This is a genomic window from Sphingomonas degradans (genome assembly GCF_053502645.1).
In genome coordinates this window covers 4507231-4530458 of sequence record NZ_CP177172.1, presented here as the reverse complement: position 1 = coordinate 4530458, position 23228 = coordinate 4507231, and the positions used below count along the sequence as shown (strand labels likewise).

General features: G+C 68.4%; 20 protein-coding genes. 8 read left to right on the top strand and 12 right to left on the bottom strand.

Annotated elements, in window-relative coordinates:
- Positions 1-4: 4 nt before the first annotated feature.
- Entirely contained in the window at positions 5-1000 is a 996-nt protein-coding gene (locus tag ACG3SL_RS20775; protein WP_448665192.1) for a ligase-associated DNA damage response exonuclease, read from the bottom strand.
- A gap of 91 nt (positions 1001-1091) precedes the next feature.
- On the opposite strand from ACG3SL_RS20775, the gene ACG3SL_RS20770 reads away from it, so the two are divergent.
- Genes ACG3SL_RS20770 through ACG3SL_RS20760 form a run of 3 tightly spaced genes read left to right on the top strand, consistent with a single transcriptional unit; the run spans position 1092 to position 6036 of the window.
- Positions 1092-3506: a ligase-associated DNA damage response DEXH box helicase gene (locus ACG3SL_RS20770; protein ID WP_448663041.1), complete on the top strand. Its 2415-nt coding sequence runs from the start codon at positions 1092-1094 to the stop codon at positions 3504-3506.
- A 46-nt stretch (positions 3507-3552) separates the two neighbouring features.
- Positions 3553-4560, top strand: coding sequence for an aspartyl protease family protein (locus ACG3SL_RS20765; RefSeq protein WP_448663040.1), 1008 nt, complete (start codon positions 3553-3555; stop codon positions 4558-4560).
- 42 nt (positions 4561-4602) lie between these two features.
- Entirely contained in the window at positions 4603-6036 is a 1434-nt protein-coding gene (locus tag ACG3SL_RS20760) for a mannitol dehydrogenase family protein (RefSeq protein WP_448663039.1), read from the top strand.
- 156 nt (positions 6037-6192) lie between these two features.
- On the opposite strand, the gene ACG3SL_RS20755 is transcribed toward ACG3SL_RS20760, so the two are convergent.
- The 3 genes from ACG3SL_RS20755 to ACG3SL_RS20745 form a co-directional block, all read right to left on the bottom strand.
- Entirely contained in the window at positions 6193-7290 is a 1098-nt protein-coding gene (locus tag ACG3SL_RS20755) for an ATP phosphoribosyltransferase regulatory subunit (RefSeq protein WP_448663038.1), read from the bottom strand.
- A gap of 20 nt (positions 7291-7310) precedes the next feature.
- Positions 7311-8888, bottom strand: coding sequence for a phosphoglycerate dehydrogenase (serA, locus tag ACG3SL_RS20750; RefSeq protein WP_448663037.1), 1578 nt, complete (start codon positions 8886-8888; stop codon positions 7311-7313).
- 87 nt (positions 8889-8975) lie between these two features.
- The gene (locus tag ACG3SL_RS20745; protein ID WP_448663036.1) at positions 8976-10133 is read right to left on the bottom strand and encodes a phosphoserine transaminase; all 1158 of its coding nucleotides are present in this window, start codon (positions 10131-10133) and stop codon (positions 8976-8978) included.
- A 206-nt stretch (positions 10134-10339) separates the two neighbouring features.
- On the opposite strand from ACG3SL_RS20745, the gene ACG3SL_RS20740 reads away from it, so the two are divergent.
- Entirely contained in the window at positions 10340-11029 is a 690-nt protein-coding gene (locus tag ACG3SL_RS20740) for an extensin family protein (protein WP_448663035.1), read from the top strand.
- 40 nt (positions 11030-11069) lie between these two features.
- On the top strand, positions 11070-11945 hold the full coding sequence (locus ACG3SL_RS20735) for an LOG family protein (protein ID WP_448663034.1): 876 nt from the start codon (positions 11070-11072) through the stop codon (positions 11943-11945).
- A gap of 272 nt (positions 11946-12217) precedes the next feature.
- On the opposite strand, the gene ACG3SL_RS20730 is transcribed toward ACG3SL_RS20735, so the two are convergent.
- The gene (locus tag ACG3SL_RS20730) at positions 12218-12886 is read right to left on the bottom strand and encodes a c-type cytochrome (RefSeq protein WP_448663033.1); all 669 of its coding nucleotides are present in this window, start codon (positions 12884-12886) and stop codon (positions 12218-12220) included.
- A 101-nt stretch (positions 12887-12987) separates the two neighbouring features.
- On the opposite strand from ACG3SL_RS20730, the gene ACG3SL_RS20725 reads away from it, so the two are divergent.
- On the top strand, positions 12988-13878 hold the full coding sequence (locus ACG3SL_RS20725) for a prephenate dehydratase (protein ID WP_448663032.1): 891 nt from the start codon (positions 12988-12990) through the stop codon (positions 13876-13878).
- Positions 13879-13967: 89 nt separating this feature from the next.
- Entirely contained in the window at positions 13968-15152 is a 1185-nt protein-coding gene (locus ACG3SL_RS20720) for a Gfo/Idh/MocA family protein (RefSeq protein ID WP_448663031.1), read from the top strand.
- 4 nt (positions 15153-15156) lie between these two features.
- On the opposite strand, the gene folP is transcribed toward ACG3SL_RS20720, so the two are convergent.
- The 7 genes from folP to glmM all read right to left on the bottom strand — a co-directional run bounded on the left by folP (position 15157) and on the right by glmM (position 21886).
- Positions 15157-16242, bottom strand: a complete 1086-nt coding sequence (folP, locus tag ACG3SL_RS20715; RefSeq protein ID WP_448663030.1) for a dihydropteroate synthase — start codon at positions 16240-16242, stop codon at positions 15157-15159.
- A 264-nt stretch (positions 16243-16506) separates the two neighbouring features.
- Positions 16507-17634, bottom strand: a complete 1128-nt coding sequence (locus ACG3SL_RS20710; protein WP_448663029.1) for a DNA methyltransferase — start codon at positions 17632-17634, stop codon at positions 16507-16509.
- A gap of 270 nt (positions 17635-17904) precedes the next feature.
- Positions 17905-18540 carry a ribonuclease HII gene (locus ACG3SL_RS20705; RefSeq protein WP_448665191.1) on the bottom strand — a complete coding sequence of 212 codons (636 nt, stop codon included), beginning with the start codon at positions 18538-18540 and terminating at the stop codon, positions 17905-17907.
- Entirely contained in the window at positions 18533-19696 is a 1164-nt protein-coding gene (gene thiD / locus ACG3SL_RS20700; RefSeq protein WP_448663028.1) for a bifunctional hydroxymethylpyrimidine kinase/phosphomethylpyrimidine kinase, read from the bottom strand. The genes ACG3SL_RS20705 and thiD overlap by 8 nt, the downstream gene beginning before the upstream one ends.
- A 118-nt stretch (positions 19697-19814) precedes the next feature.
- Positions 19815-20039, bottom strand: coding sequence for a DUF1272 domain-containing protein (locus ACG3SL_RS20695; RefSeq protein ID WP_448663027.1), 225 nt, complete (start codon positions 20037-20039; stop codon positions 19815-19817).
- Positions 20040-20167: 128 nt separating this feature from the next.
- A complete protein-coding gene (locus ACG3SL_RS20690; protein ID WP_448663026.1) occupies positions 20168-20452 on the bottom strand; it encodes a hypothetical protein in 285 nt (94 codons plus the stop codon).
- Positions 20453-20545: 93 nt separating this feature from the next.
- Positions 20546-21886, bottom strand: coding sequence for a phosphoglucosamine mutase (gene glmM / locus ACG3SL_RS20685; RefSeq protein ID WP_448665190.1), 1341 nt, complete (start codon positions 21884-21886; stop codon positions 20546-20548).
- A gap of 70 nt (positions 21887-21956) precedes the next feature.
- Here glmM and ACG3SL_RS20680 point away from each other — a divergent pair, with 70 nt between their 5' ends.
- On the top strand, positions 21957-23228 hold the full coding sequence (locus ACG3SL_RS20680) for a dicarboxylate/amino acid:cation symporter (protein WP_448663025.1): 1272 nt from the start codon (positions 21957-21959) through the stop codon (positions 23226-23228).

The window sequence follows — 23228 nt, the reverse complement described above, 5'->3', positions numbered from 1 at the left end:
CCCCTCAATCATCCTCGTCCTCGAACCCGACCATATCCAGCGCGCGCGCCTTGATCTGGTGGAGGGCGCACCAATGGACCAGCGCATCCTCGCGGCCATGGGTCACCCATACTTCCTTCGGCGCGATCTCGCGGATCGTGGCGGTCAGCTCGTCCCAGTCGGCATGGTCGGACAGGATCAGCGGCAGCTCGACATTGCGCTGGCGGGCGCGCTGGCGGACGCGCATCCAGCCGCTGGCCATCGCCGTCACCGGATCGGGCAGCCGGCGCGACCAGCGATCGTTGAGCGCGCCCGGCGGGGCCAGGAGGATGCGCCCCTCCAGCTCGGCCTTGGCCACCCCCGTCGCGGGGCGCAGGTCGCCCAGGTCGACGCCGTGCGCGACATAGAGGTCGCACAGCCGCTGGAGCGCACCGTGGATATAGATCGGGTCGTCGAAACCCATGACGCGCAGCTCGCGAATCACGCGCTGCGCCTTGCCCAGCGCATAGGCACCGACCAGCACGCACCGCCCCGGCTCGGCGCGCAGCCGGGCCAGCAGCTTGTCCAGCTCGTCATGCGTCTCGGGATGCCGGAACACCGGCAGGCCGAACGTCGCCTCGGTAATGAAGACGTCGCACGGCACCGGCTCGAACGCGGCACAGGTCGGGTCCGGGCGGCGCTTATAGTCGCCCGACACCACGATCCGCTCGCCGCGATGCTCCAGCACGATCTGTGCCGAGCCGAGCACATGGCCGGCGGGCACGAACCGGACGTCCACCTCGCCCATGCGCAGCGACTCGCCATAGGGCACCGGATGCGCCGATTGCGCGCCATAGCGGCATTCCATGATCGCCAGCGTCTCGGGCGTCGCCCACACCGCGCCGTGTCCGCCGCGCGCATGATCGGCATGGCCATGCGTGACGAGCGCGCGCGGCACCGGCTGGCTGGGGTCCACCCACGCATCCGCCGAGGGGATATAGATGCCCGTCGGACGGGGTTCGATCCAGCTGCCCAATGCCATGCCGCCGATATGGGAAGGGCTTGCGAGCAATTCCAATGGGATCGCCCCCAGCCCCCCTTATAACGCGCGCCCGATGCGCTAGATTGGGAAGGTGGACGCCCCCGCCCTTCCCCCCGTGCTGACCGACTGGTTCGCCGCCCGAGGCTGGACGCCGCGCCGGCACCAGCGCGAGATGCTCGCCGCCGCGCGCGCGGGCGACCATGCGCTGCTGGTCGCACCCACCGGCGCGGGCAAGACGCTGGCCGGCTTTTTGCCGACGCTGGCCGAACTGGTCGAGGCGCCGGGCGAGGGCCTGCACACCCTGTATATCTCGCCGCTCAAGGCGCTGGCGGTGGATGTGCAGCGCAACCTGCTGACTCCGATCGAGGAAATGGGGCTGCCCATCCGCGTCGAGACGCGCACCGGCGACACCCCGCACGAACGCAAGGTCCGCCAGCGCGCGCGCCCGCCGCACATCCTGCTCACCACGCCCGAATCGCTCAGCCTGTTGCTGTCGTACGAAGACAGCCTGATGATGTTCGACACGCTCAAGACCGTGGTGATCGACGAAGTCCACGCCTTTGCCACCGGCAAGCGCGGCGACCTGCTGGCGCTGGCGATGGCGCGGTTGCAGGCACTGGCGCCGGGGCTGCGGCGCGTGGCGCTGTCGGCGACGGTCGCCGACCCGGACGGATACCGCGCCTGGCTGGCGCCGCATGGCGACATCGACACGGTGACATTGGTGCGCGGCGATCCGGGCGCCGATCCCGACATCGCCATCCTGCTGCCCGAGGGGCGCGTCCCCTGGGCCGGGCATTCGGGCACCTATGCGATCCCACAGGTGATGGCCGAGATCGAGACGCATCGCACGACGATCGTCTTCTGCAACACGCGCGGGCTGGCCGAGCTGATCTTCCAGCAATTGTGGAAAGTGAACGAGCTGAAGCTGCCGATCGGCGTCCACCATGGCAGCCTGAGCCTGGAGGCGCGGCAGCGCGCGGAACAGGCGATGGCCGATGGCAAGCTGCGCGCGCTGGTCGCCACCGCCAGCCTCGACCTGGGGCTCGACTGGGGCGATGTCGATTGCGTGATCCAGATGGGCGCGCCCAAGGGATCGTCGCGGCTGCTCCAGCGGATCGGGCGCGCCAACCATCGGCTGGACGAATCGAGCGAGGCCGTGCTCGTGCCCGGCAACCGCTTCGAATATCTGGAGGCACGCGCCGCTCTCGACGCAGTCGAACAGGGCGAGCTGGACCCCGACATCTTCCGCCCCGGCGCGCTCGACGTGCTCGCGCAGCATCTGATGGCCTGCGCCTGTGCCCAGCCGTTCGACGCGGGCACGATGCTGGACGAAGTGCGGGCCGCCCTCCCCTATTCGGCGCTGACGCAGGAGACGTTCGAGCGCGTGCTCGGCTTCATCGCCGATGGCGGCTATGCGCTGCGCGCCTATGACAAGTTCAAGCGGCTGACGCGCGGCAAGGACGGGTTGTGGCGCGTCACCCGGCCCGATTTTGTTGCGCAGCATCGGTTGAACGCCGGCATCATCGTCGAAGCGCCGATGCTGGAGGTCCGCTTCCGCAACGGGCGCCGGCTGGGCAAGGTCGAGGAAGGGTTCGGGAACAGCCTGTCGCCCGGCGACACCTTCTTCTTCGCCGGCACCGCGCTGGAGGTCGAGCGCGTCGAACAGACCGACATCATAGTCCGCGCCACCAGCAAGAACGCGCGCATCCCGTCCTATATGGGCGCGCGGCTGGCGATCACCGCGAACCTCGCCGATCGCGTGCGCAGGTTCCTGCACGACCGCAGCCAATGGGCGCGCTTTCCCGACGATGTGCGCGAATGGCTGGAGGTGCAGGCGCATCGCTCCGCGCTGCCCGCGCCGGGGCAGTTGCTGGTGGAGACCTTCCCGCACGAGGGGCGCCACCACATGGTCGCCTACAGCTTCGAGGGCTGGAACGCGCACCAGTCGCTGGGGATGCTGGTCACGCGGCGGATGGAGGCAATGGGATTGAAGCCGCTGGGCTTCGTCGCCAACGACTACGCGCTCGCCGTCTATGGGCTGGAGAAGATCACCGATCCCGCCGCACTGTTTTCCCCCGACATCCTCGAGCATGAGTTCGTCGATTGGGTGCAAAGCTCGGCGCTGCTCAAGCGGGCGTTCCGTGAAGTCGCGATCATCGGCGGGCTGGTCGAGCGCCAGCATCCGGGCAAGAAGAAGACCGGGCGACAGGTCACCTTCTCGACCGACCTGATCTACGACGTGCTGCGCAAATACGAGCCCGATCACCTGCTGCTGCGCGCCGCGTGGGAGGATGCCCGCGCGCGGATGACCGATGTGGGGCGGCTGGGCCACCTGCTCGATACCGCCGCCGACACGATGCTGCACGTCGATCTGGAGCGCGTAAGCCCGCTGGCCGTGCCCGTGCTCATCATGATCGGGCGGGAGACCGTGGCGCAAAGCAGCGCCGAGGACGCGCTGCTGATGGAGGCCGAGGCGCTGGCCGAAGAGGCGATGCGACTATCGTAGTTTTGCAGAATTGCTGCGCACAATGCATCGGCCTACGCTTGGTGTTATGCTTGGAGTCGTTCGCCCGTTGCTGCTGCTGTTGCTGCCGTTCGGCACGCTTGCGGACGCGCGCGGCCCGGCGGGGCAGGACCCCGATCCCACCACCAGCGCGACGACGCTGGCGGAGACGATGCTGGCGCTGGGCGAGACCGATGCCCGGCTGACCGTGCCGGTGGCCGTGGGCACGGCGGGCCCGTATAACTTCATCATCGACACCGGGGCCGAACGCACCGTCGTCTCGCGTGAGCTTGCCGGCGCGCTCGGCCTGTCGCGCGGCGCGCCGGTCATGCTGACGTCGATGACCGGCACCAGCCGCGTGGACACAGTGGTCGTCCCCGCGCTCTCGATCCAGTCGATCGGGCAGCAGCACAGCATCGTCGCGCCCGAGCTGGACGCCCGCAATCTCGGCGCGGTCGGCCTGCTCGGGATCGACACGCTGCGCAACCATCAGGTGACGATCGATTTCGACGCAGGCACGATGGCCGTCCGCCCCAGCACGAAGCGCAACCGGCATGCCAAGCGCGACCCCGACGAGATCGTCGTCACGGCCAAGAGCCTGATGGGGCAGCTGATCGTCACCGATGCCTATTATGAGTCGACGCGCATCCAAGTGGTGCTCGACACCGGATCGCAGGTGACCATGGGCAATTCGATGCTGCGCAAGCGCGTGGGCCGCCGGGCGATGGGGGGACAGCAGATCCAGCTGACCAGCGTCACCGGCCAGACCGCGCTCGCCGACTATACCCAGGTGCCGAACGTCAAGATCGGGCAGGTCGGGTTCGACGCGCTGCCCGTCGCCTTTGCCGATGTGCGCCCGTTCGAGCGATTCGGCCTGACCAAGCGCCCCGCACTGTTGCTCGGCATGGACGCGCTGCGCAGCTTTCGCCGGGTGGAGATCGACTTTCCCAATCGCCAGGTCCGCTTCCTGATGCCGCGTGGCGTCGCGGTCCCGATGAAGAGCTGGGCCTCACGCTTGCTGCCGGAAACGACGAGTGGTTCGGGCAAGACGCTCTGAATGCATTGACTTCCTCCCCCATGCGCTGCTTGGGCGAAAGCCATGAACAGCCTGTCGCGCAACACGCTCGCCGCCCTGCCCGCCACGATCGCCCGGCCGGGGCATGATCCCGCCGCGATCCGCACCGGCGTGGTCCATTTCGGCCCCGGCGCGTTCCACCGCGCGCATCAGGCGGCGGTGTTCGACCGCGTGCTGGACAGCGATCCCCGCTGGGGCATTGCGGCAGTGTCGCTGCGCAGCGGGACGACCACCGACGCGCTGAAGCGCCAGGACGGCCTCTACACGCTGGCGGTGATCGATCGCGTGCCGTCGATGCGCATCATCGCCGCGCATTCGGAAGCGATCGGCCCGGGTGAGGGCGCGCGGCTGCGCACGCTGCTGGCCGACCCCGCCGTGCGGATCGCCACCAGCACCGTGACCGAAAAGGGCTATTGCCTCACCGGCACCGGCACGCTCGATCTCAACCATGCCGATATCGTCCACGATCTGGGCCGCCCGGCGGAACCGGTCAGCGTGATCGGCTGGATCGTCGCCGGGCTCGCCGATCGCCATGCGGCGGGCGCAGCGCCGTTCGCAATGCTGTGCTGCGACAACATGACGGGCAATGGCGCGAAGCTGCGCGCCGCCTGCGCCGCCTTTGCGGGCGAACTCGACCCCGCGCTCGCGCGGTGGATCGAAAGCGACGTGGCATTCCCCGATTCGATGGTCGATTCGATCACCCCGGCCAGCGACGCGGCGTTCCTGGCAAAGGTGCGCCACGACCTGCACGTCACCGACGACGCCGCCGTCCAGCGCGAGGCCTTCACCCAATGGGTGCTCCAGCGCTTCGACATGGCCGATCGCCCCGATCTCGCGGCGGCGGGCGTGACGCTCACCAACGATGTGCGCGGCTATGAACAGGCCAAGCTGCGCATCCTCAACGGCGCGCATTCGACGCTCGCCTATATCGGGCTGGCGCGCGGGCTGGAGACGGTGTTCGAGGCGATGTCCGATCCCGCGCTCGAACATTTCGTGTCGCGACTGATGCATTACGACATCGCCGCCTCGCTCAAGCCGGTCGAGGGGCTCGATATTGCCGGCTATGCCGACGCCGTGCTCGATCGCTTCCGCAACCCGGAAATCCGCCATCTGCTGAGCCAGATCGCGTGGGACGGCTCGCAGAAGCTGCCCTATCGCCTGCTCGACACGATCCAGGACGCGCTCGACGCCGGGCGCAGCGTCGAACGGCTGGCAGTGCCGGTCGCGGCGTGGATGGCATTCGTGCGGCGCAAGGCGCAGGCGCACGAGACGATCACCGATCCGCTGGCCGACACGCTGGCCAAGGCCGCGAGCGGCAGCGACGTTGCCACAGCGATGCTCGCCATCCGCCAGGTCTTCCCCGAACGCCTCGCCACCGATCCGCGCTTCCGCCACGCAGTGGTCGAGGCGATGGTCGCGTTCCTCGACGGCAATATCGAAAAGCTGCTGGCGCGCTGAGCGCTGTTTGAAAATTCGCGAAAGAGCGAATTTCTAGGCCGCACCAGCCCGCTCCCCCACCCGGCCACCCAACGGCAGCGTATTCTATGGGTGGCCGGGTGGGGGAGCGGGCCGGTGCCGCGAAATGCGCTACCGCGCATTTCCAAAGAGACGCCCTTACAGCGGCTGCGGCACGCCCTCGCGCAGCACATGGCTGCACAGCTGGGCCTCCGGCGTGTCGTCGGCTTCCAGCGCCGCGACGGTGACCCAGCCCTGCGCACGCAGCGCCGCGCCGGCCTCCAGCGAAGTACCATGGGGCAGGAACAGCCGCGTGCGCTCGCTCGTGCCCAGTCCCGCGTCGAGGATCGGATCGGCGAACAGCGAGAATCCGACCGCGCGTTCCTCGCGTCCTTCGCCGTGCAGGATGGTGTAGGTGCCGCCCCGGCCGATCTCGCCGCGCACGCCCTGCGCGAAGATCGAGAAGCCCAGCCAGCTCTGATATTCGAATCCGTGCCGCTCGGTCGGGTCCAGCGTCAGCGCGGCCTGTCCGTCGATGCTGGCCGCGATCGCCGCCAGCCCGTCGAGCCGGCTCGCCAGCGCATTGCCCGCATCGAACGCGCGCAGCCGCGCCATTGCGGCATCGAACGGGCCCGCCGCTTCGATAAGGGGGAGGTAATGCGAATCGATCGCCGCCACCCCGCCGGCGTCCTTGGCGTCCAGCCGGCCGCGCAGCGCAGCCAGCTTCTCGGGAGGCATGGCACCGCCCGCCAGCGTCTCGACCAGGTCGGGCAGCGTGAAATCGACCGACAGGCCCGTGACGCCTGCCGCCTGCAGCGCCTCGATCGCGACGCGCACGATCTCGGTCGCCGCCGCGACCGTATCGAGCCCGATCAGCTCGCACCCGATCTGGCGCATCGCCCGCTCGGGATGCAGCGCCGATGCGCTGAGCTTCAGCACCTGCCCGGCATAGGACAGCCGCACCGGGCGGGGATGGTGGCCCATGCGCGTGGCGGCGATGCGGCCGACCTGCGCGGTAAGATCCGGGCGGATCGCCAGCGTGCGCTGCGATACCGGATCGACGAAGCGCACTGCATCCTGCATCCGCGCCGCCTTCAGGCGCGAGGCAAGTTCGTCGGCAAATTCGGCGAGCGGGGGATCGACCTGTTCATAGCCATAGAGGCGCGCGACGCCCAGCGCGCGCGTCTCCAGGCGGGCCGCCGCATCGGCGGCGGGGGGCAGGCGATCGTGAAAGCCTTCGGGGAGGAGTCCAGTCATGGCCGCCTCCCCTAATGGCTTCAGAACGCGAGCGCCATGGCGGTCTTCACGCCCGGCAGCGCGCGGACGGCGGCGATCAGGTCGGCACCGACCTGGTCGTCAACCGACAGCAGCAGCACCGCCTCGCCCCCCGCCGAGCGGCGGCCGAGGTGGAAGGTGCCGATGTTGACGCCCGCTTCGCCCAGCGTGGTGCCCAGACGGCCGATAAAGCCCGGCGCGTCCTCGTTGACGATGTAGAGCATGTGACCGGCCAGATCGGCCTCGACCTTGATGCCGAACAGCTCGACCAGGCGCGGCGCGAGGTTGCCGAACAGCGTGCCCGCCACCGAACGGTCGCCCGCATCGGTGCCCACGGTGACGCGGACCAGCGTGTGGTAATCGCCTTCGCGATCGTGCCGCACTTCGCGCACATCGAGCCCGCGCTCCTTCGCCAGGAAGGGGGCGTTGACCATGTTCACCGTGTCCGAATGGACACGCATCAGCCCCGCGAGCACCGCGCCGGTGATCGGCTTCTGGTTCAGCTCGGCCGCCGCACCCTCGACTTCGATCGAGATGCTGTTGAGTGCGCCGTGCGAGAGCTGGCCCACCAGGCTGCCCAGGCGTTCGGCCAGCGCCATGTACGGCTTGAGCCGCGGGGCTTCCTCCGCCGACAGGCTCGGCATGTTGAGCGCGTTGGTGACACCGCCCGAGACGAGGAAATCGGCCATCTGCTCGGCGACCTGGATCGCGACATTGACCTGCGCTTCGTTCGTGGACGCGCCCAGATGCGGGGTCGAGATGAAGTTGGGCGTGCCGAACAGCGGCGATTCCTTGGCCGGCTCCTGCACGAACACGTCGAGCGCGGCGCCGCCGATATGGCCGCTGTCGAGCCCTTCCTTCAGCGCCGCCTCGTCGATCAGCCCGCCGCGCGCGCAGTTGATGATCCGCACGCCCTTCTTGGTCTTGGCCAGGTTTTCCGCCGACAGGATGTTGCGGGTCTGGTCGGTCAGCGGGGTGTGCAGCGTGATGAAATCGGCGCGCAGCAGCAGGTCATCGAGCGTCATCTTCTCGACGCCCATTTCCAGCGCGCGCTCGGGCGTGAGGAAGGGATCATAGGCGATCACCTTCATCTTGAGGCCCAGCGCGCGGTCCGCGACGATCGAGCCGATATTGCCCGCGCCGATCAGCCCCAGCGTCTTGCCGGTGACTTCCACGCCCATGAAGCGGTTCTTTTCCCACTTGCCGGCCTGAGTCGACTTGTCGGCCTCTGGCAGGTCGCGGGCGAGCGCGAACATCAGCGCGATCGCGTGTTCGGCGGTGGTGATCGAATTGCCGAACGGCGTGTTCATCACGACAACGCCCTTGGCGCTGGCGGCAGGGATGTCGACATTGTCGACGCCGATGCCGGCGCGGCCGACGACCTTCAGGTTGGTCGCGGCTTCCAGGATTTCCTTGGTCACCTTGGTCGAGCTGCGGATCGCCAGCCCGTCATATTCACCGATGATCGCCTTGAGTTCTTCCGGCGTCTTGCCGGTGATTTCGTCCACCTGGACACCGCGCGCGCGGAAAATCTCGGCGGCCTTGGGGTCCATTTTATCGCTGATGAGTACCTTGGGCATCTATACCTCGTCATCCCGGCAAAAACCGGGATCTCATGATGGGTGGGAATCGTGGCCTGAGATCCCGGCATTCGCCGGGAGGACGGCTTATGCTTTCGCGGTGGCGTAGGCCCAGTCGAGCCAGGGGCCGAGCGCTTCGATGTCGGCGGTCTCGACCGTGGCGCCGCACCAGATGCGCAGGCCAGCCGGCGCGTCGCGATAGCCCGCGACGTCATAGGCCGCGCCTTCCTTCTCGAGCAGCGCGGCGAATTTCTTGATGAACGCCTCGTCCGCACCCTCGACGGTCAGGCACACGCTGGTCTTAGAGCGGATGCCGCGATCGACCGCAAGATGGCCCAGCCAGTCGCGTTCTGCCACGATTCGGTCGAGCGCCGCCGCATTGGCATCGCTGCGCGCGATCAGCCCGTGCAGGCCGCCGACATGCTGCGCCCATTCGAGCGCGAAGATCGCGTCCTCGACCGCGAGCATCGACGGCGTGTTGATCGTCTCGCCTTTGAACACGCCCTCGGCCAGCTTGCCCTTCGCCATCAGGCGGAACACCTTGGGCAGCGGCCAGGCGGGGGTATATTCCTCCAGCCGCTGCACCGCGCGCGGGCCCAGGATCAGCACGCCATGCGCGCCCTCGCCGCCCAGCACCTTCTGCCAGCTGAACGTCGCGACGTCGATCTTGTCCCAGGGCAGGTCATAGGCGAACACCGCGCTGGTCGCGTCGGCGAAGCTCAGCCCTTCGCGATCGGCCGAAATCCATTCCCCATCGGGCACGCGCACGCCGCTGGTGGTGCCGTTCCAGGTGAACAGCACGTCGTCGGACCAGTCGACCTTGTCGAGATCGGGGAGCTGGCCATAATCGGCGCGCAGCACCGTCGGCTCCAGCTTCAACTGCTTGACCGCATCGGTCACCCAGCCCTCGCCAAAGCTTTCCCACGCCAGCGTGGTGACGCCGCGCGCGCCGAGCATCGTCCACATCGCCATTTCGAACGCGCCGGTATCCGAACCGGGGACGATGCCGATGCGATGGGTTTCGGGCAGCTGCAGCAGCTCGCGCATCAGATCGATGGCGTATTGCAGGCGGGTCTTGCCAATCTTCGAGCGATGCGAACGGCCAAGCGACTCGGTGGCCAGCTTGGCGGCATCCCAGCCCGGAGGCTTGGCGCAGGGACCGGAGGAGAAAAAGGGACGCGCCGGCGTGGTGGCGGGCTTTGCGACAGGCGCAAGGGTGGCGTCGGTAACGGTCGAATCAGTCAATGTAGTCTCTCCTTACAGAGAGCACGCGCGGCGTTGGGACCGCGTGGCCCGTTGACGGCCCTAGCGGCGGATGCGGCCAAGTCAACCGGCGTTTGTTGCGGAGCCGTGCCGCGCAGCATTTCCCGCCAGCCGCGGCTGGCGCGCGACGGACGCCGCGCACGGGCGTTGTAAAGCTATCGTCAAGCGCCCTATGCTATTTAAAGGCCATGCGTTTCCTGACCGCCCTCGCGCCCCTGTCGGTGGCGATATTGCTTGCCGGCTGCGTGTTCGGCAGCGGGCGCGACGAACCCCAGCGCCGCCCGGCGGTGCGCCCGCGCCCGTCGGGCCCGATCACGCTCAACGCGCCGACGCCGCGCGAAACCCAGCAATGCTTCACCGACCTGTCGCGCGAAAAGATACGCTACAGCGCCCTGCCCGATCGCGATTTCGGCGGCGGCTGCGTCGTGCTGGGCGCGGTGCAGCTGCTCGACATCGGCGTGCCGGTGACGAACCTCAAATCGATGCGCTGCCCGCTGGCGCGCACCTTCACCGCATGGGTACGATTCGGCGTGGCCCCCGCCGCGCGCCAGATCCTGGGCAGCGATCTGGTGAGGGTGGAAAGCATGGGCACCTATAGCTGCCGCGCGATCATCGGCGGCAAGGCGTCGACTGCGGGCAAGATCTCCGAACATGGCTTGGCCAACGCCGTCGATGTTTCGGGGTTCGTGCTGCGCGACGGGCGCCGGATCACGCTTACCAACGGCTGGCGGTCCCCCGACCCGCAGGTGCGCGCCTTCCTGACCACGATCCGCCAATCGGCGTGCAAGCGCTTCCGCACCGTGCTGAGCCCCGATTACAACGCCGCGCATCAGGATCACCTGCATCTCGACATGGGACGCGGCCCCTTTTGCGCGTGAAAATTTGCAGCGGCGCGGGGTTCCTCCTAAGTCGGTATAAATGAGTGACACCACCCGCGTTCCCAGCCGCGTCTTCCGCCCTGCCCAGCAAGAGGCCGAAAGCGCCAACACCGCCAGCGGCACGCCGCAGACCGAGCATCCCGCCTATCGCCTGGCGTTCCAGGACATGGACTTCCTGCTGCGCGAGGACCTGCGGCCCGTGCGGTTCCAGCTGGAGCTGCTCAAGCCGCAACTGATGTTCGACGAGGCCAACATTGCCTCGACCTTCGTCGTCTATGGATCGGCGCGCATCCCCGAGCCGAGTAAGGCGCAGGGGCTGCTCGAACTGGCCGACACGCCGCAGCAGAAGAAGATCGCCGAGCGGCTGATCGAAAAGTCGAAATATTACGACGTCGCGCGCGAGCTGGCGGCGATGGTCAGCAATTTCCCGCTCGACGAAGCGGGCAAGCGCCATTTCGTGGTGTGTTCGGGCGGGGGCCCGTCGATCATGGAAGCCGCCAATCGCGGCGCGCAGGACGTGGGCGCCGAATCGGTGGGCCTCAACATCGTGCTGCCGCACGAACAGGCGCCGAACCCCTATGTCACCCCCGGCCTCAGCATGCAGTTCCACTATTTCGCGCTGCGCAAGATGCACTTCCTGCTGCACGCGCGCGCGGTGGCAGTGTTCCCCGGCGGGTTCGGCACGTTTGACGAGAGCTTCGAGCTGCTGACGCTGATCCAGACCGGCAAGATAGATCCGATCCCGGTGCTGTTCTACGGCAAGGACTTCTGGAACCGCGTCGTCAATTTCGAGGCGCTGTGCGAAGAAGGCGTGATCGGCCCGCGCGACCTGAAGCTGTTCCACTTCGTCGAAACGGCGCAGGAGGGCTGGGACATCGTCCAGGAATTCTGGCGCAACAAGCAGGCCAAGGGGTAACAGGCCGACAGGCGCTCCTGCGAAAGCAGGCGCTCAGAGCCACGAGCGTTGCGCTTGGAACCCTGGGCCCCCGCTTTCGCGGGGGAACAACGTGGCAATGGGCTAACCACCGCCCCGCAGAAGCGGACTCGCGCGCCAATCATCCCGACCCGTTCTCCTGCGAACGCAGGAGCCCAGAGCCGCAGGCGATACGCTCTGGACCCTGGGCCCCCGCTTCCGCGGGGGAACAGGGTGTGGGACTATATTCCCCGCCCGAAGCGGAGCGATGCGCGTTACTTGCCCTTTTTCTCGGCCTGGATCGCGGCCTGCGGGCTCTTCTCGGGGGTGCCTTCGCCCATTGCCGCCTGGTTGGACACATCCGCCGGATCGGCACCCTCGGCGACATTGCCTTCCGCCTCGGTTGCCGCACCCGGAGCCGGAGCAGCGGGCAGCGGCAGGTTCGAGCCCTGGCTGTTGAGATAGGCGATCACGTTCGCGCGCGCCTGCGGATCGGCGAGGCCGGCAAAGGTCATCTTGGTGCCCGGCGCATATTTGCGCGGGCTGGTAAGCCACGCGTCGAGCGCGTCGAACGTCCAGTTGCCCGGAACCGCCTTCAGCGCGTCGGAATAGGCAAAGCCAGCGACATGGCCGTGCGGCTTGCCGACCGCGTTGTACAGGTTCGGGCCGATGCCCGATGCGCCGCCCTGGTTGATCGTGTGGCAGGCCGAGCACTGCTTGAACACTTCGGCGCCCTTGGCGACGTCCGCCGCCGCCAGCCGCACCGCGATCGGCGCGACCGCCGCAGCGCCCGCCGCCTCGCCGCCTTCGACGCCCTCGATGGCATAGCCCATCTTTTCCGGACGCTCGGAATGGAAGATCATTCCGCTGGCAATGGAAAGTCCAAGGGCCGCGATGCCGCCTGCCAGAGCCCAACCTGCAATCGTATTGAACCGATCGTTCATCGCATGCCCCTGAAAAAAGTCGTTTGAACCTTTAGAACCGGGTTTTGCACACCGCAAGCCGGGGTTGCCCGCATGGACGCGCCGGTCTAGCGCGCGCAGCGATGGAGAATTTCGCCGCCCCCGCCCGCCCGATCGTTGCCGAGATGGTCGCCCGCGCCACTGCCGAACCGGAGCGTGCGGTCGCGTTTCAGGGCGCGCCGGGCGCCAATTCGCATGTCGCCGCACTAGAAGCGTTCCCCGACGGGCTGCCGCTGCCGTGCTTCTCATTCGAGGACGCGATCGACGCGGTGCGCGATTTCCGCGCCGACTGCGCGATGATCCCGATCGAGAACTCGCTCCACGGCCGCGTCGCCGACATTCATTTCCTGTTGCCCGAATCGGGACTGGTCATCACCGGCGAGCATTTCCTGCCGATCCGCTACGGCCTGATGGGCACGGGCCGGCTGGAGGATGTGAAGGAAGCGATGAGCCACCCGCAGGCGCTGGGCCAGTGCCGCCAGTGGCTGAAACTGCACGGCATCGCCCCGCGCGCCTATCCCGACACGGCGGGTGCCGCCGCGATGGTGGCGGAGCTGGGCGACACGAGCGTCGCCGCGCTGGCCCCCCCGCCCGCCGCCGCGCTGTACGGGCTCGACATGCTTGCCGGCGACCTGGCGGACGCCGCACACAACATGACCCGCTTCGTCGTGCTGGCACAGGGCGCAGCCCCGCTCGCCGGCGACGGGCCGTTCATGACCACGTTCATCTTTGAAGTGAAGAACGTGCCGGCGGCGCTGTACAAGGCGCTTGGCGGGTTCGCGACCAACGGAGTCAACATGACCAAGCTGGAAAGCTACCAGCGCGGCGGCACCTTTGCGGCGACCGAGTTTTACGCCGACATTGTGGGCGCGCCGGGCGATCCTGCGGTGGATCGCGCGCTGGAGGAGCTGACCTTCCACACCAAATGGGTCCGCCTGCTCGGCACCTATCCCCAGGCCCGCCCCCGCCCCTGAACGCCGCCTGCCGGGGCTGGTAGCGGCGCGATCCATGGCTATACTGCGGGCAAGAGCCGGAAAATCCGGCCAAATCCCGGAGAGTTGCCATGCCAGAGCTGTCACGCCGCGCGTTGATCGAACTCGGGATTGCCGGCGCCGTCGCCGCGCCCACGCTCGCTCATGCCGACACGCCCCGCCGCCCGCCGCTGCCCGAGGACCAGAAGCTCGGCTTCGCGATCGTCGGCATCGGCAAGCTGTCACAGGGGCAGCTGATCCCGGGGCTGAAGAAGACGCACGGCGCCAAACTCTCGGCGCTGGTCAGCGGCGATGCGGCCAAGGCAAAGCGCGTCGCCGCCGCCAATGGCGTCGCCGCGGACGCGATCTACAGCTATGCCGATTTCGACCGGATCGCGAACGATCCGCGCATCGACATTGTCTACATCGTCCTGCCCAACGCGATGCACGCCGAATATGCGATCCGCGCGTTCAAGGCGGGCAAGCATGTGCTGTGCGAAAAGCCGATGGCGACCACCGCCGCCGATGCAGAGGCGATGATCGCCGCCGCGCGCAAGGCGGATCGCAAGCTGATGGTCGCCTATCGCTGCCATTACGAACCGCACAATCTGGAGGCGATGCGCCGCATCCGATCGGGCCGGCATGGCAAGCCCAAGCTGGTGGTGACCGACATGAGCCGCCAGTCGACGCTGTCGGACCCGTCCGACGTGTGGCGGCTGGATGCCAAGCTGTCGGGCGGCGGGGCGCTGGCGGACATGGGCGTCTATGGCATCAACGCCGCACGTTTCCTGCTCAACGAAGAGCCGGTCGAGGTCCGCGCCTGGGCGCAGACCGACCGCAGCGACCCGCGCTTCCGCGAAGTGGAGGACATGATCGCATGGCAGTTCCGCTTCCCCTCGGGCGCGATTTCCAACGGATCGACCAGCTTCGGCGTCGTGGGGACGATGCGCTTCGACGTCTATTGCGAGCGCGGACGGCTGCGCGCCGATCCGGGCGCCTATTATGGCGGCAACCGCCTCGACGTATTCGGCGGCCCGGAAGCGGGCGAAGTCGACTTGCCCGACATCGACCAGTTCGCGCGCGAGATGGACTGGATGGCCGATGCGGTGCGCGGCAAGGTGCCGCTGGTCACGCCGGGCGAGGAAGGGCTGCAGGACGTGCGCCTGATCGAGGCGATTCTCGAATCGGTCGCCAAAGGCGGCGCGACGGTAAAGACCGACTGGGGCTACAAACGCGCCTATGATCCCGCCGCCGTGGTGCCGGTGCGCCCCGTCTGACGGGTTACCCGGCGACGAGCGCGGCGTCGCGCATCCCCCGCCACACCCGTAGCGCCTGCACGGTTTCGAACACGTCATGCACGCGCAGCAGCTGCGCGCCCTGCTCGACGCCCTTGAGCGCCACGGCAAGCGATCCGCCCAGCCGGTCGGCCGCCGGCGCTTCGTTCGACAGCGCGCCGATGATCCGCTTGCGGCTGGCGCCCAGCAGGATCGGGCAGCCGATCCCGTGGAACAGCGTCAGCCCGTTGAGCAGCGCGAGATTGTCGGCCAGCGCCTTGCCGAAGCCGATGCCGGGGTCGATCACGATCCGGTCGCGCGCCACCCCCGCCGCGACCACTGCCGCCACGCGCGCCGCCAGCCAGTCGTACACGTCGAGCAGCGCGTCGCCATAGCCGCCCGCACCCTTGGCCCCGCTCTTCGGATCGGCGGCGTGCATCAGCACCACCGGGCAACCGGCGCGGACCACCACGTCCAGCGCGCGGTCGTCATAGAGCAGCGCGGACACATCGTTGACGATCTGCGCCCCCGCCGCGAGCGCGGCCTCCATCACCGCCGCCTTGCGCGTGTCGATCGACACCGCCGCACCGCTGCGCGCCAGCCGCTCGATCACGGGGACGGCGCGGGCGATCTCGTCGCCCTCCCACACCGTCTCCGCGCCGGGCCGCGTCGATTCGCCGCCGACATCGACCAGCGCGGCACCGGCCACGCCCATATCCACGCCCGCCTGCGCCGCCGCCGCCGGATCGCCGACATGGCGCCCGCCGTCGGAAAAGCTGTCGGGCGTGACGTTGAGGATGCCCATCACCAGCGGCTGGTCCACCCGCAACACCCGCTCGCCAAGCCGCAGCGGCGCACGCGGCGCCGTGATCCGCGCGGCGAGCGCATGGAGCCTCGAATCGTCGGGGAGCGCATCGACCGGCAGCGTAACCTGCGCGGTGCGGCGCCCGCCCTCGACCACGATCAGCTCATAGGCCGCGAACCACTGCATTCCGCCCGCCAGCCGCGCCACCGCGCCGTCGCGACCGACCGGCGTATCGACGAACTGGACAGGGCGGAGGTAGAGGCGGGAATCGGCGGGGAGCGGGATCATGCCGGGGTACTAGCCCGCTGGCGCTTCGCCGGAAAGCGCGATGCGCGCCGCCTGCGCCCTCCCGCTTGCGGGAAGCTCACCCACGCGCTCCCCTCCCGCTTGCGGGAGGGGTCGGGGGAGGGTGTGTGAGGGAAACAGGCTGTGCCGTTGTGGAAGAACCTCCACGTCGCACCCTCCCCTAGCCCCTCCCGCAGGCGGGAGGGGGACTTGTCGTGCCCTCCCCTAGCCCCTCCCGCGAGCGGGAGGGGGACTTGAAGGGAGCGCTTACGGCTGCGTCGCCAGCAGGTAGGTCTGGCGCACGGTGTCGATCGGCTTCAGCCCCTCGGGCGTCTCAAAGTGCCAATAGGTCCAGCCGTTGCAGCTCGGCGCGTTCTGGAGCGTCGCGCCCAGCTTGTGGATCGAGCCCGCCATATCGCCGCATTTGAGCGAGCCGTCGGCGCCGACCACGGCCTGGTGACGGTGCTTGGCGTCGGTCAGCACGGTGCCGGGGGCGAGATAGCCGTTTTCGACCAGCTGGCCGAACGCGACGCGCGGCGCCGCCTTGGGCGCCTGCATCGTCTTCAGCGCCGATTCGTCGAGCGGCAGCGCGGCGGCGATGCGTTCCAGCGCGGCTTCGACATACACACCCTCGCGGTCGATGCCGATCCAGCGGCGGCCGAGGCGCTTCGCGACCGCGCCGGTGGTGCCGGTGCCGAAGAACGGATCGAGCACCACGTCGCCCGGCTTGGTCGCCGCCAGCAGGATGCGGTACAGCAGCGCCTCGGGCTTCTGGGTCGGGTGGACCTTCACGCCGTCCTTCTTCAGCCGCTCGGGCCCGCCGCAGATCGGGAATTCCCAGTCGCTGCGCATCTGAAGCTCGTCGTTCAGCGTCTTCATGCTGCGATAGTTGAAGGTGTAGCGCGCCTTTTCGCCCGTCGACGCCCAGATCAGCGTCTCGTGCGCGTTGGTGAACCGCGTGCCCTTGAAATTGGGCATCGGGTTGGCCTTGCGCCAGATGATGTCGTTGAGGATCCAGAAGCCCAGATCCTGGATCGCCGAGCCCACCTTGAAAATGTTGTGATAGCTGCCGATCACCCAGATCGTGCCATCGTCCTTTAGGATGCGCCGCGCCTCAGCCAGCCATTCGCGGGTGAACTTGTCATAGGCCGCGAGGCTGTCGAACTTGTCCCATTCGTCGTTGACGGCATCGACCATGCTGCCGTCGGGGCGATTGAGGTCGCCGCCCAGCTGCAGATTGTACGGCGGATCGGCAAAGATCATGTCGATGCACTTGTCCGGCAGGCCGCGCATCGCCTCGATGCAATCCTGGCGCAGGATCGTGTCGAGCGGCAGGACCGGCGCCGGCTTTTCCGCCGTGCGCGCCCGCACGTTAACCTTTTCCAACACCCCCATTAAACTCAGCTCCTGTTACTAAGCGGCGGGTAATCGTCGGCGGCGGACTCCTCCGTCAAGCGCGCATTGGTTAACGCAAAACGCGGCTAAATCGTTAACGTACCGGAACATTTGGGCATCCACCCAGATGTTGAGTCAAGAAGTTATCCACAGGCTCTAGCGCTGGTAGTGTGACTCAAAAGACTCACCTCGGCGCGAACGCAATAAAATTCCCCGCAGCGCCGCCGGGCGGGGGAACCGACGCGCCAGAGGGGTTTTCCCGACACCGATTCAGGCGAAATGCGATTCGAGTGGCGTGCCGAAATCCAGTTCCGCCTGGGCGACCGGCGCGAAGCTGCGGCGGTGGTGCGGGGTGGGGCCGAGGCGTCGCAGCGCCTCCTGGTGGACCTTCGCGCCATAGCCCTTGTTGCTGGCCCAGCCATAGCCGGGGTGGAGCGCGTCCAGCTCGATCATCATGCAGTCGCGACGGTGCTTGGCCACGATCGAGGCGGCGGCGATCGACAGGCACAGCGCGTCGCCACCCACCACCGGATGGCTGCGGTGCGCCCAGTCGGGACAGCGATTGCCGTCGACCAGCACGAACGCCGGCGCCACGCCCAGCGCATCGACTGCGCGCGTCATCGCCAGCATCGTCGCCCACAGGATGTTGAGCGTGTCGATTTCCTCGACGCTCGCGATCCCCACCCCCACCTGCGCACAGGCGAGGATTTCGGCGCACAGCCGCTCGCGCTTCGCCGCTGTCAGCGCCTTGGAATCGTTGATCCCGTCGGGCACGCAATTCGGATCGAGCACCACTGCGGCGGCGACCACCGGCCCGGCCAGCGGCCCGCGCCCGGCCTCGTCCACCCCCGCCACCGGGCCGTTATGCGCCAGCCGGTAGCGGCTCTCATAGCTGAAATCAGGCATCTTCATCGATCCGCCACGGCGGAAAGCGCCGCATCTCGCCCGCCTGGTACAGGCACACCGCATTGCCCGCCGGGTCGCGCAGCCGCGCCTCGCGCCATCCCCATTTCTGGTCGCGCGGCTCCATTTCGAAGGTCACGCCCTGCTGCTGGAGATAGGCGACGGTCACGTCCAGGTCGCCGCATTCGAAATAGACCACCGGGCCGGTATAGCTCTCGTCCGTGGCGATCGAGAAGGTACCCCCGCCCTCGGTCTCGAACCGGGCATAGCGCGGCGCGGCGCGCACGATCTGGCGCAGCCCGAGCAGGCGGTAGAAGCGCTCGCTGGCCGCCAGTTCGGTCGCGGGCACAGTCACCTGGTTCAGCATCGGCTCGAAAAAGCTCATATTGAGGTCGAGCCGCACCGATTGCTGCGCCATCGGCCCCGCGCCGCGCCCCAGATCGGCCGCGTCGCGCATCGCGATCCGCACGAAGCGCCGGGCGCGTGCCACCGCTTCGGGCAAGTCCCATTCCGCCGCGAGGCCACAGGCGATGGCGCTCGACAGCGTGCAGCCGGTGCCGTGCGTCGCCGCCCCCTCGATCCGGGGATCGCGCCATTCGATTTCGGGCGGGTCCTCGGGATCGGTGGAATAGAGCCGGTCGACCACTTCGGCGCCGCTGGCATGGCCGCCCTTCACCAGCACCGCACAGCCATGCGCCGCCACCAGCGCGCGGGCATCGTCGCCCAGCGCGGCCAGCTCGGGCAGGTTCGGCGTCACTACCGTGGCGCGGTCCATCAGCCGCTCGAACGCGGCGATCGTCGCATCGTCGGCCAGCGTCGCGCCGCTGCTGGCGACCATCACCGGATCGAACACCACCGGCACGCCGGGCAACTCGCCCAGCTTTTCCGCCACCGCCAGCGCAGTGCGCGCCGATCCGATCATCCCGATCTTGACCGCGTCGACGCCGATGTCGCGCACCACCGCGTCGATCTGCGCCAGCACCATGTCGGTCGGCACCGGATGGATCGCCGACACGCCGAGCGTGTTCTGCGCCGTGATCGCGGTGATCGCGGTCATCGCGTGGCCGCCCAGCATCGTGACGGTCTTGATATCGGCCTGGATACCGGCGCCGCCGCCGGAATCGGAGCCGGCAATGATCAGGATACGCGGAGTAGGCATGGAGGCGCCGCCGGAAATGTTGATGAAGTTGAGGCTCTATACGCCACGAAATCCCCTTTGCGAACGGCGGCGGATCGAGGTGCGACTGTCGCACGGCAGGGGGCGTGTAGGACAGGCCCTATCCCGGAAACCGTCGCACCGTGGAGGCGGGGTGGCGCACCAGCGCGTCGTCCACCCGCGCCGGGCGATCGAGCAATTCCCCTCCGCAATTGGGGCAGCGCTCGTCGAGAATGTCGGCGCAGTCCGAGCAGAACGTGCATTCGAACGAGCAGATGAACGCGCCGCCCTCATCGGCGGGCAGGTCCACGCCGCAGCGTTCGCAATCGGGTCGCATCTCCAGCATCGCCGCTCCTCCTTCGCGCCGCCTGCGCGCCAGCGACGCGCCATCCACGCGCCCTATACGCGCCTTTTGCGCGGCATCCATGCGCCTTCGACGCGACGCCTACGCGCGTTCGACGCGCCAGGGGCGCGCTATCGCAGCGGGCTGAACGCCAGCGTGAGCACCGCGATCAGCAGCGACGCGAGCCCGGCCAGGAACGCCTTGTCCGCGAAATCCTCGGCACGCCTGGCGGCGGGATCGCGGATCGCGAGATAGGACAGGAGGCAGCTCGCCGCGAACAACAGGCACGCCACCCACGCCACTTCGTCCGCCATCGTCTTGCCGGCGATATTGGTGATGTTGAGCCCGGTGATGATGAGCAGCGCGATGCCGAGCAGGTTCGACGCGGCGCTGAGGATGTGCGGGGAACGGTCCATGGCAGGCGAGTTTTCCGGGCGGGCGGCTTAACGGGGGCGGAACGCGAGAGGCAAAGCGGCCCCCGGGTCAAGCCCGGGGTGACGGCGGCTCGATTACCCCGCCGCCACGCGCACTGCGTCGCAGATGCGATCGACCAGCGTCTCCACCTGGCCCGCATCCTCGCCCTCGGCCATCACGCGGATCACCGGCTCGGTGCCCGATGCGCGGATGACCAGGCGGCCCTTGCCGGCCAGTTCGGCCTCGGCGGCGGCGATCACGTCCTTGACCGTGCCGTCGTCCAGCGGCTTGCCGCCCTTGAAGCGGACATTCTTGAGCAGCTGGGGCAGCGGATCGAAGCGGTGCAGGACTTCGCTGGCCGGCGCACCCGCGCGGACCAGCTCGGCCAGCACCTGGAGCGCGGCGACAAGGCCGTCGCCGGTGGTGGCGTAATCGGACAGGATGATGTGCCCCGACTGTTCGCCGCCGACATTATAGCCCGAGCTGCGCATCTTCTCCAGGACATGGCGGTCGCCCACGCTGGTGCGGACCAGCCCCAGCCCCTGCGCGGCCAGATGGCGTTCGAGCCCCAGATTGGACATCACCGTCGCGACCAGCCCGCCCCCGGCCAGCCGCCCCTGCCGCGCCCAGCCGGTAGCGATCAGCGCCATCAGCTGGTCGCCGTCGATCACGCGGCCGGTCTCGTCCACCACGATCAGCCGGTCGGCATCGCCGTCCAGCGCAATGCCGATCGCCGCGCCGCTGGCCACCACGGTCTCGCACAGCGTCATCGGCGCGGTCGATCCGACGCCGTCGTTGATGTTCTTGCCATTGGGCGTCACGCCGATCGTGATGACCTCGGCACCCAGTTCCCACAAAGCCGAGGGCGCGACCTGGTAGGCGGCGCCATTGGCGCAATCGACCACGATCTTGAGCCCGTCGAGCGTCAGGTCCGAGGGGAAGGTCGATTTGGCCGCGTGGATATAGCGCCCGCGCGCATCCTCGACCCGGCGGGCACGGCCGATATCGCCCGATGCCGCCAGCGGGACCTCGCCGTCGATCAGCGCCTCGATCGCCAGTTCGTCCTCGTCCGACAGCTTGTAGCCATCGGGGCCGAACAGCTTGATGCCGTTGTCGGCGAACGGGTTATGGCTGGCGGAGATCATCACGCCCATGTCGGCGCGCATCGATTGAGTCAGCATCGCCACCGCCGGGGTCGGCATCGGCCCCACCAGCACCACATCCATGCCGACGCTGGTGAACCCGGCCACCATCGCGTTTTCGAGCATATAGCCCGACAGGCGCGTGTCCTTGCCGATCACCACGCGGTGACGATGATCGCCCCGCCGGAAATGCGCGCCCGCCGCCATGCCGACCTTCATCGCCATCGCGGCGGTCATCGGATGCATGTTGGTGGCGCCGCGAATGCCGTCGGTGCCGAAATATTTTCTTGCCATATTCTGCGTCTCGCGCCCTTGTCGCGTTGTGAGCGTGCCGTGATAGCGGCGAAAAAACCAAAGGGCGAGCATGTCGCAACCAACCCGTATTCTTCTTTCGCTGCTGGCCGGGCTGATCGTGGGGGCGTTGTTCGCCGCCTGGGCGCCGCAGACCGGGCTTGCCGTCGCCGACTGGGCGCAGCCGGTGGGGCAGGCCTGGCTCAACGCGCTGCAGATGACGATCGTGCCGCTGGTCGTCGCGCTGCTCATCACCGGCGTGACCGCCACCGCGGAGGCCGCGCGGGCCGGGCGGCTCGCGGGGCGGGCGATCGCGCTCTATGTCGGCGTGCTGTTCCTGTCGGCGGTGGCCGCCGCAATCCTGACGCCCCTGTTCCTCCATTTCGCCCCCCTGCCCCAGGAATCGGCGGCCAGCCTGCGTGCGGCGCTGGCGGGTGCGGAGAAGGTCGGGCCGGTGCCGCCGCTGGGCGAGTTCCTCGCCGCGATCGTGCCCTCGAACATCGTCAAGGCGGCGGCAGAGAACGCCTTTCTCTCGCTCATCATCTTCTCGCTGATCTTCGCCTTCGCGATCACCCGCGTCGGCGCCGAGGCGCGGACGCTGCTGACCCATTTCTTCGCGGCAGTGCGCGACGTGATGCTGGTGGTGATCGAATGGGTGCTGTGGGTCGGCCCGGTCGGCGTGTTCGCGCTGGCGCTGGTGGTCGGGGCAAAGGCCGGCACGGGCGCGTTCGGGGCGCTGATCCATTACATTCTGACGGTCGCGGGCGTCGGGCTGGTGGTGACGCTGTTCGCCTATCCGGTCGCGGTGCTGGGCGGGCGCGTTCGCCTCGCCCGCTATGCCCGCGCCGCGCTGCCCAGCCAGGCCGTGGCGCTCAGCACGCAGTCGTCGCTCGCGACGCTGCCGGTGATGATCGAGGGGGCGAGCCGGCTGGGCGTGCCGGTCGCGGTGTCGGGCGTCACGCTGCCGCTGGCGGTGGCGATTTTCCGCGCGACCGGGCCGGCGATGAACTTCGCGGTGGCGATCTATGTCGCGACCTGGTTCGGCGTGCCGCTGAGCCCCGCCACGCTGGCGGTGGGTGCGGTGGTTGCCACCCTCACCTCGCTCGGCTCGGTCAGCCTGCCCGGCACGGTCAGCTATGTCAGCGCGATCGCCCCCGTCGCCGCCACGATCGGCGCGCCGATGGCGCCGCTGGGGCTGCTCGTCGCGGTCGAGACGCTGCCCGACATCATGCGCACCGTCGGCAACGTCACCTGGGACCTGGCGACCGCGACCTGGCTGGCGCGCGGTGCGGGCGACGTGCCGCGCGACGACGCCGACGCGATCCTGCAGGAGCATCAGGATTGA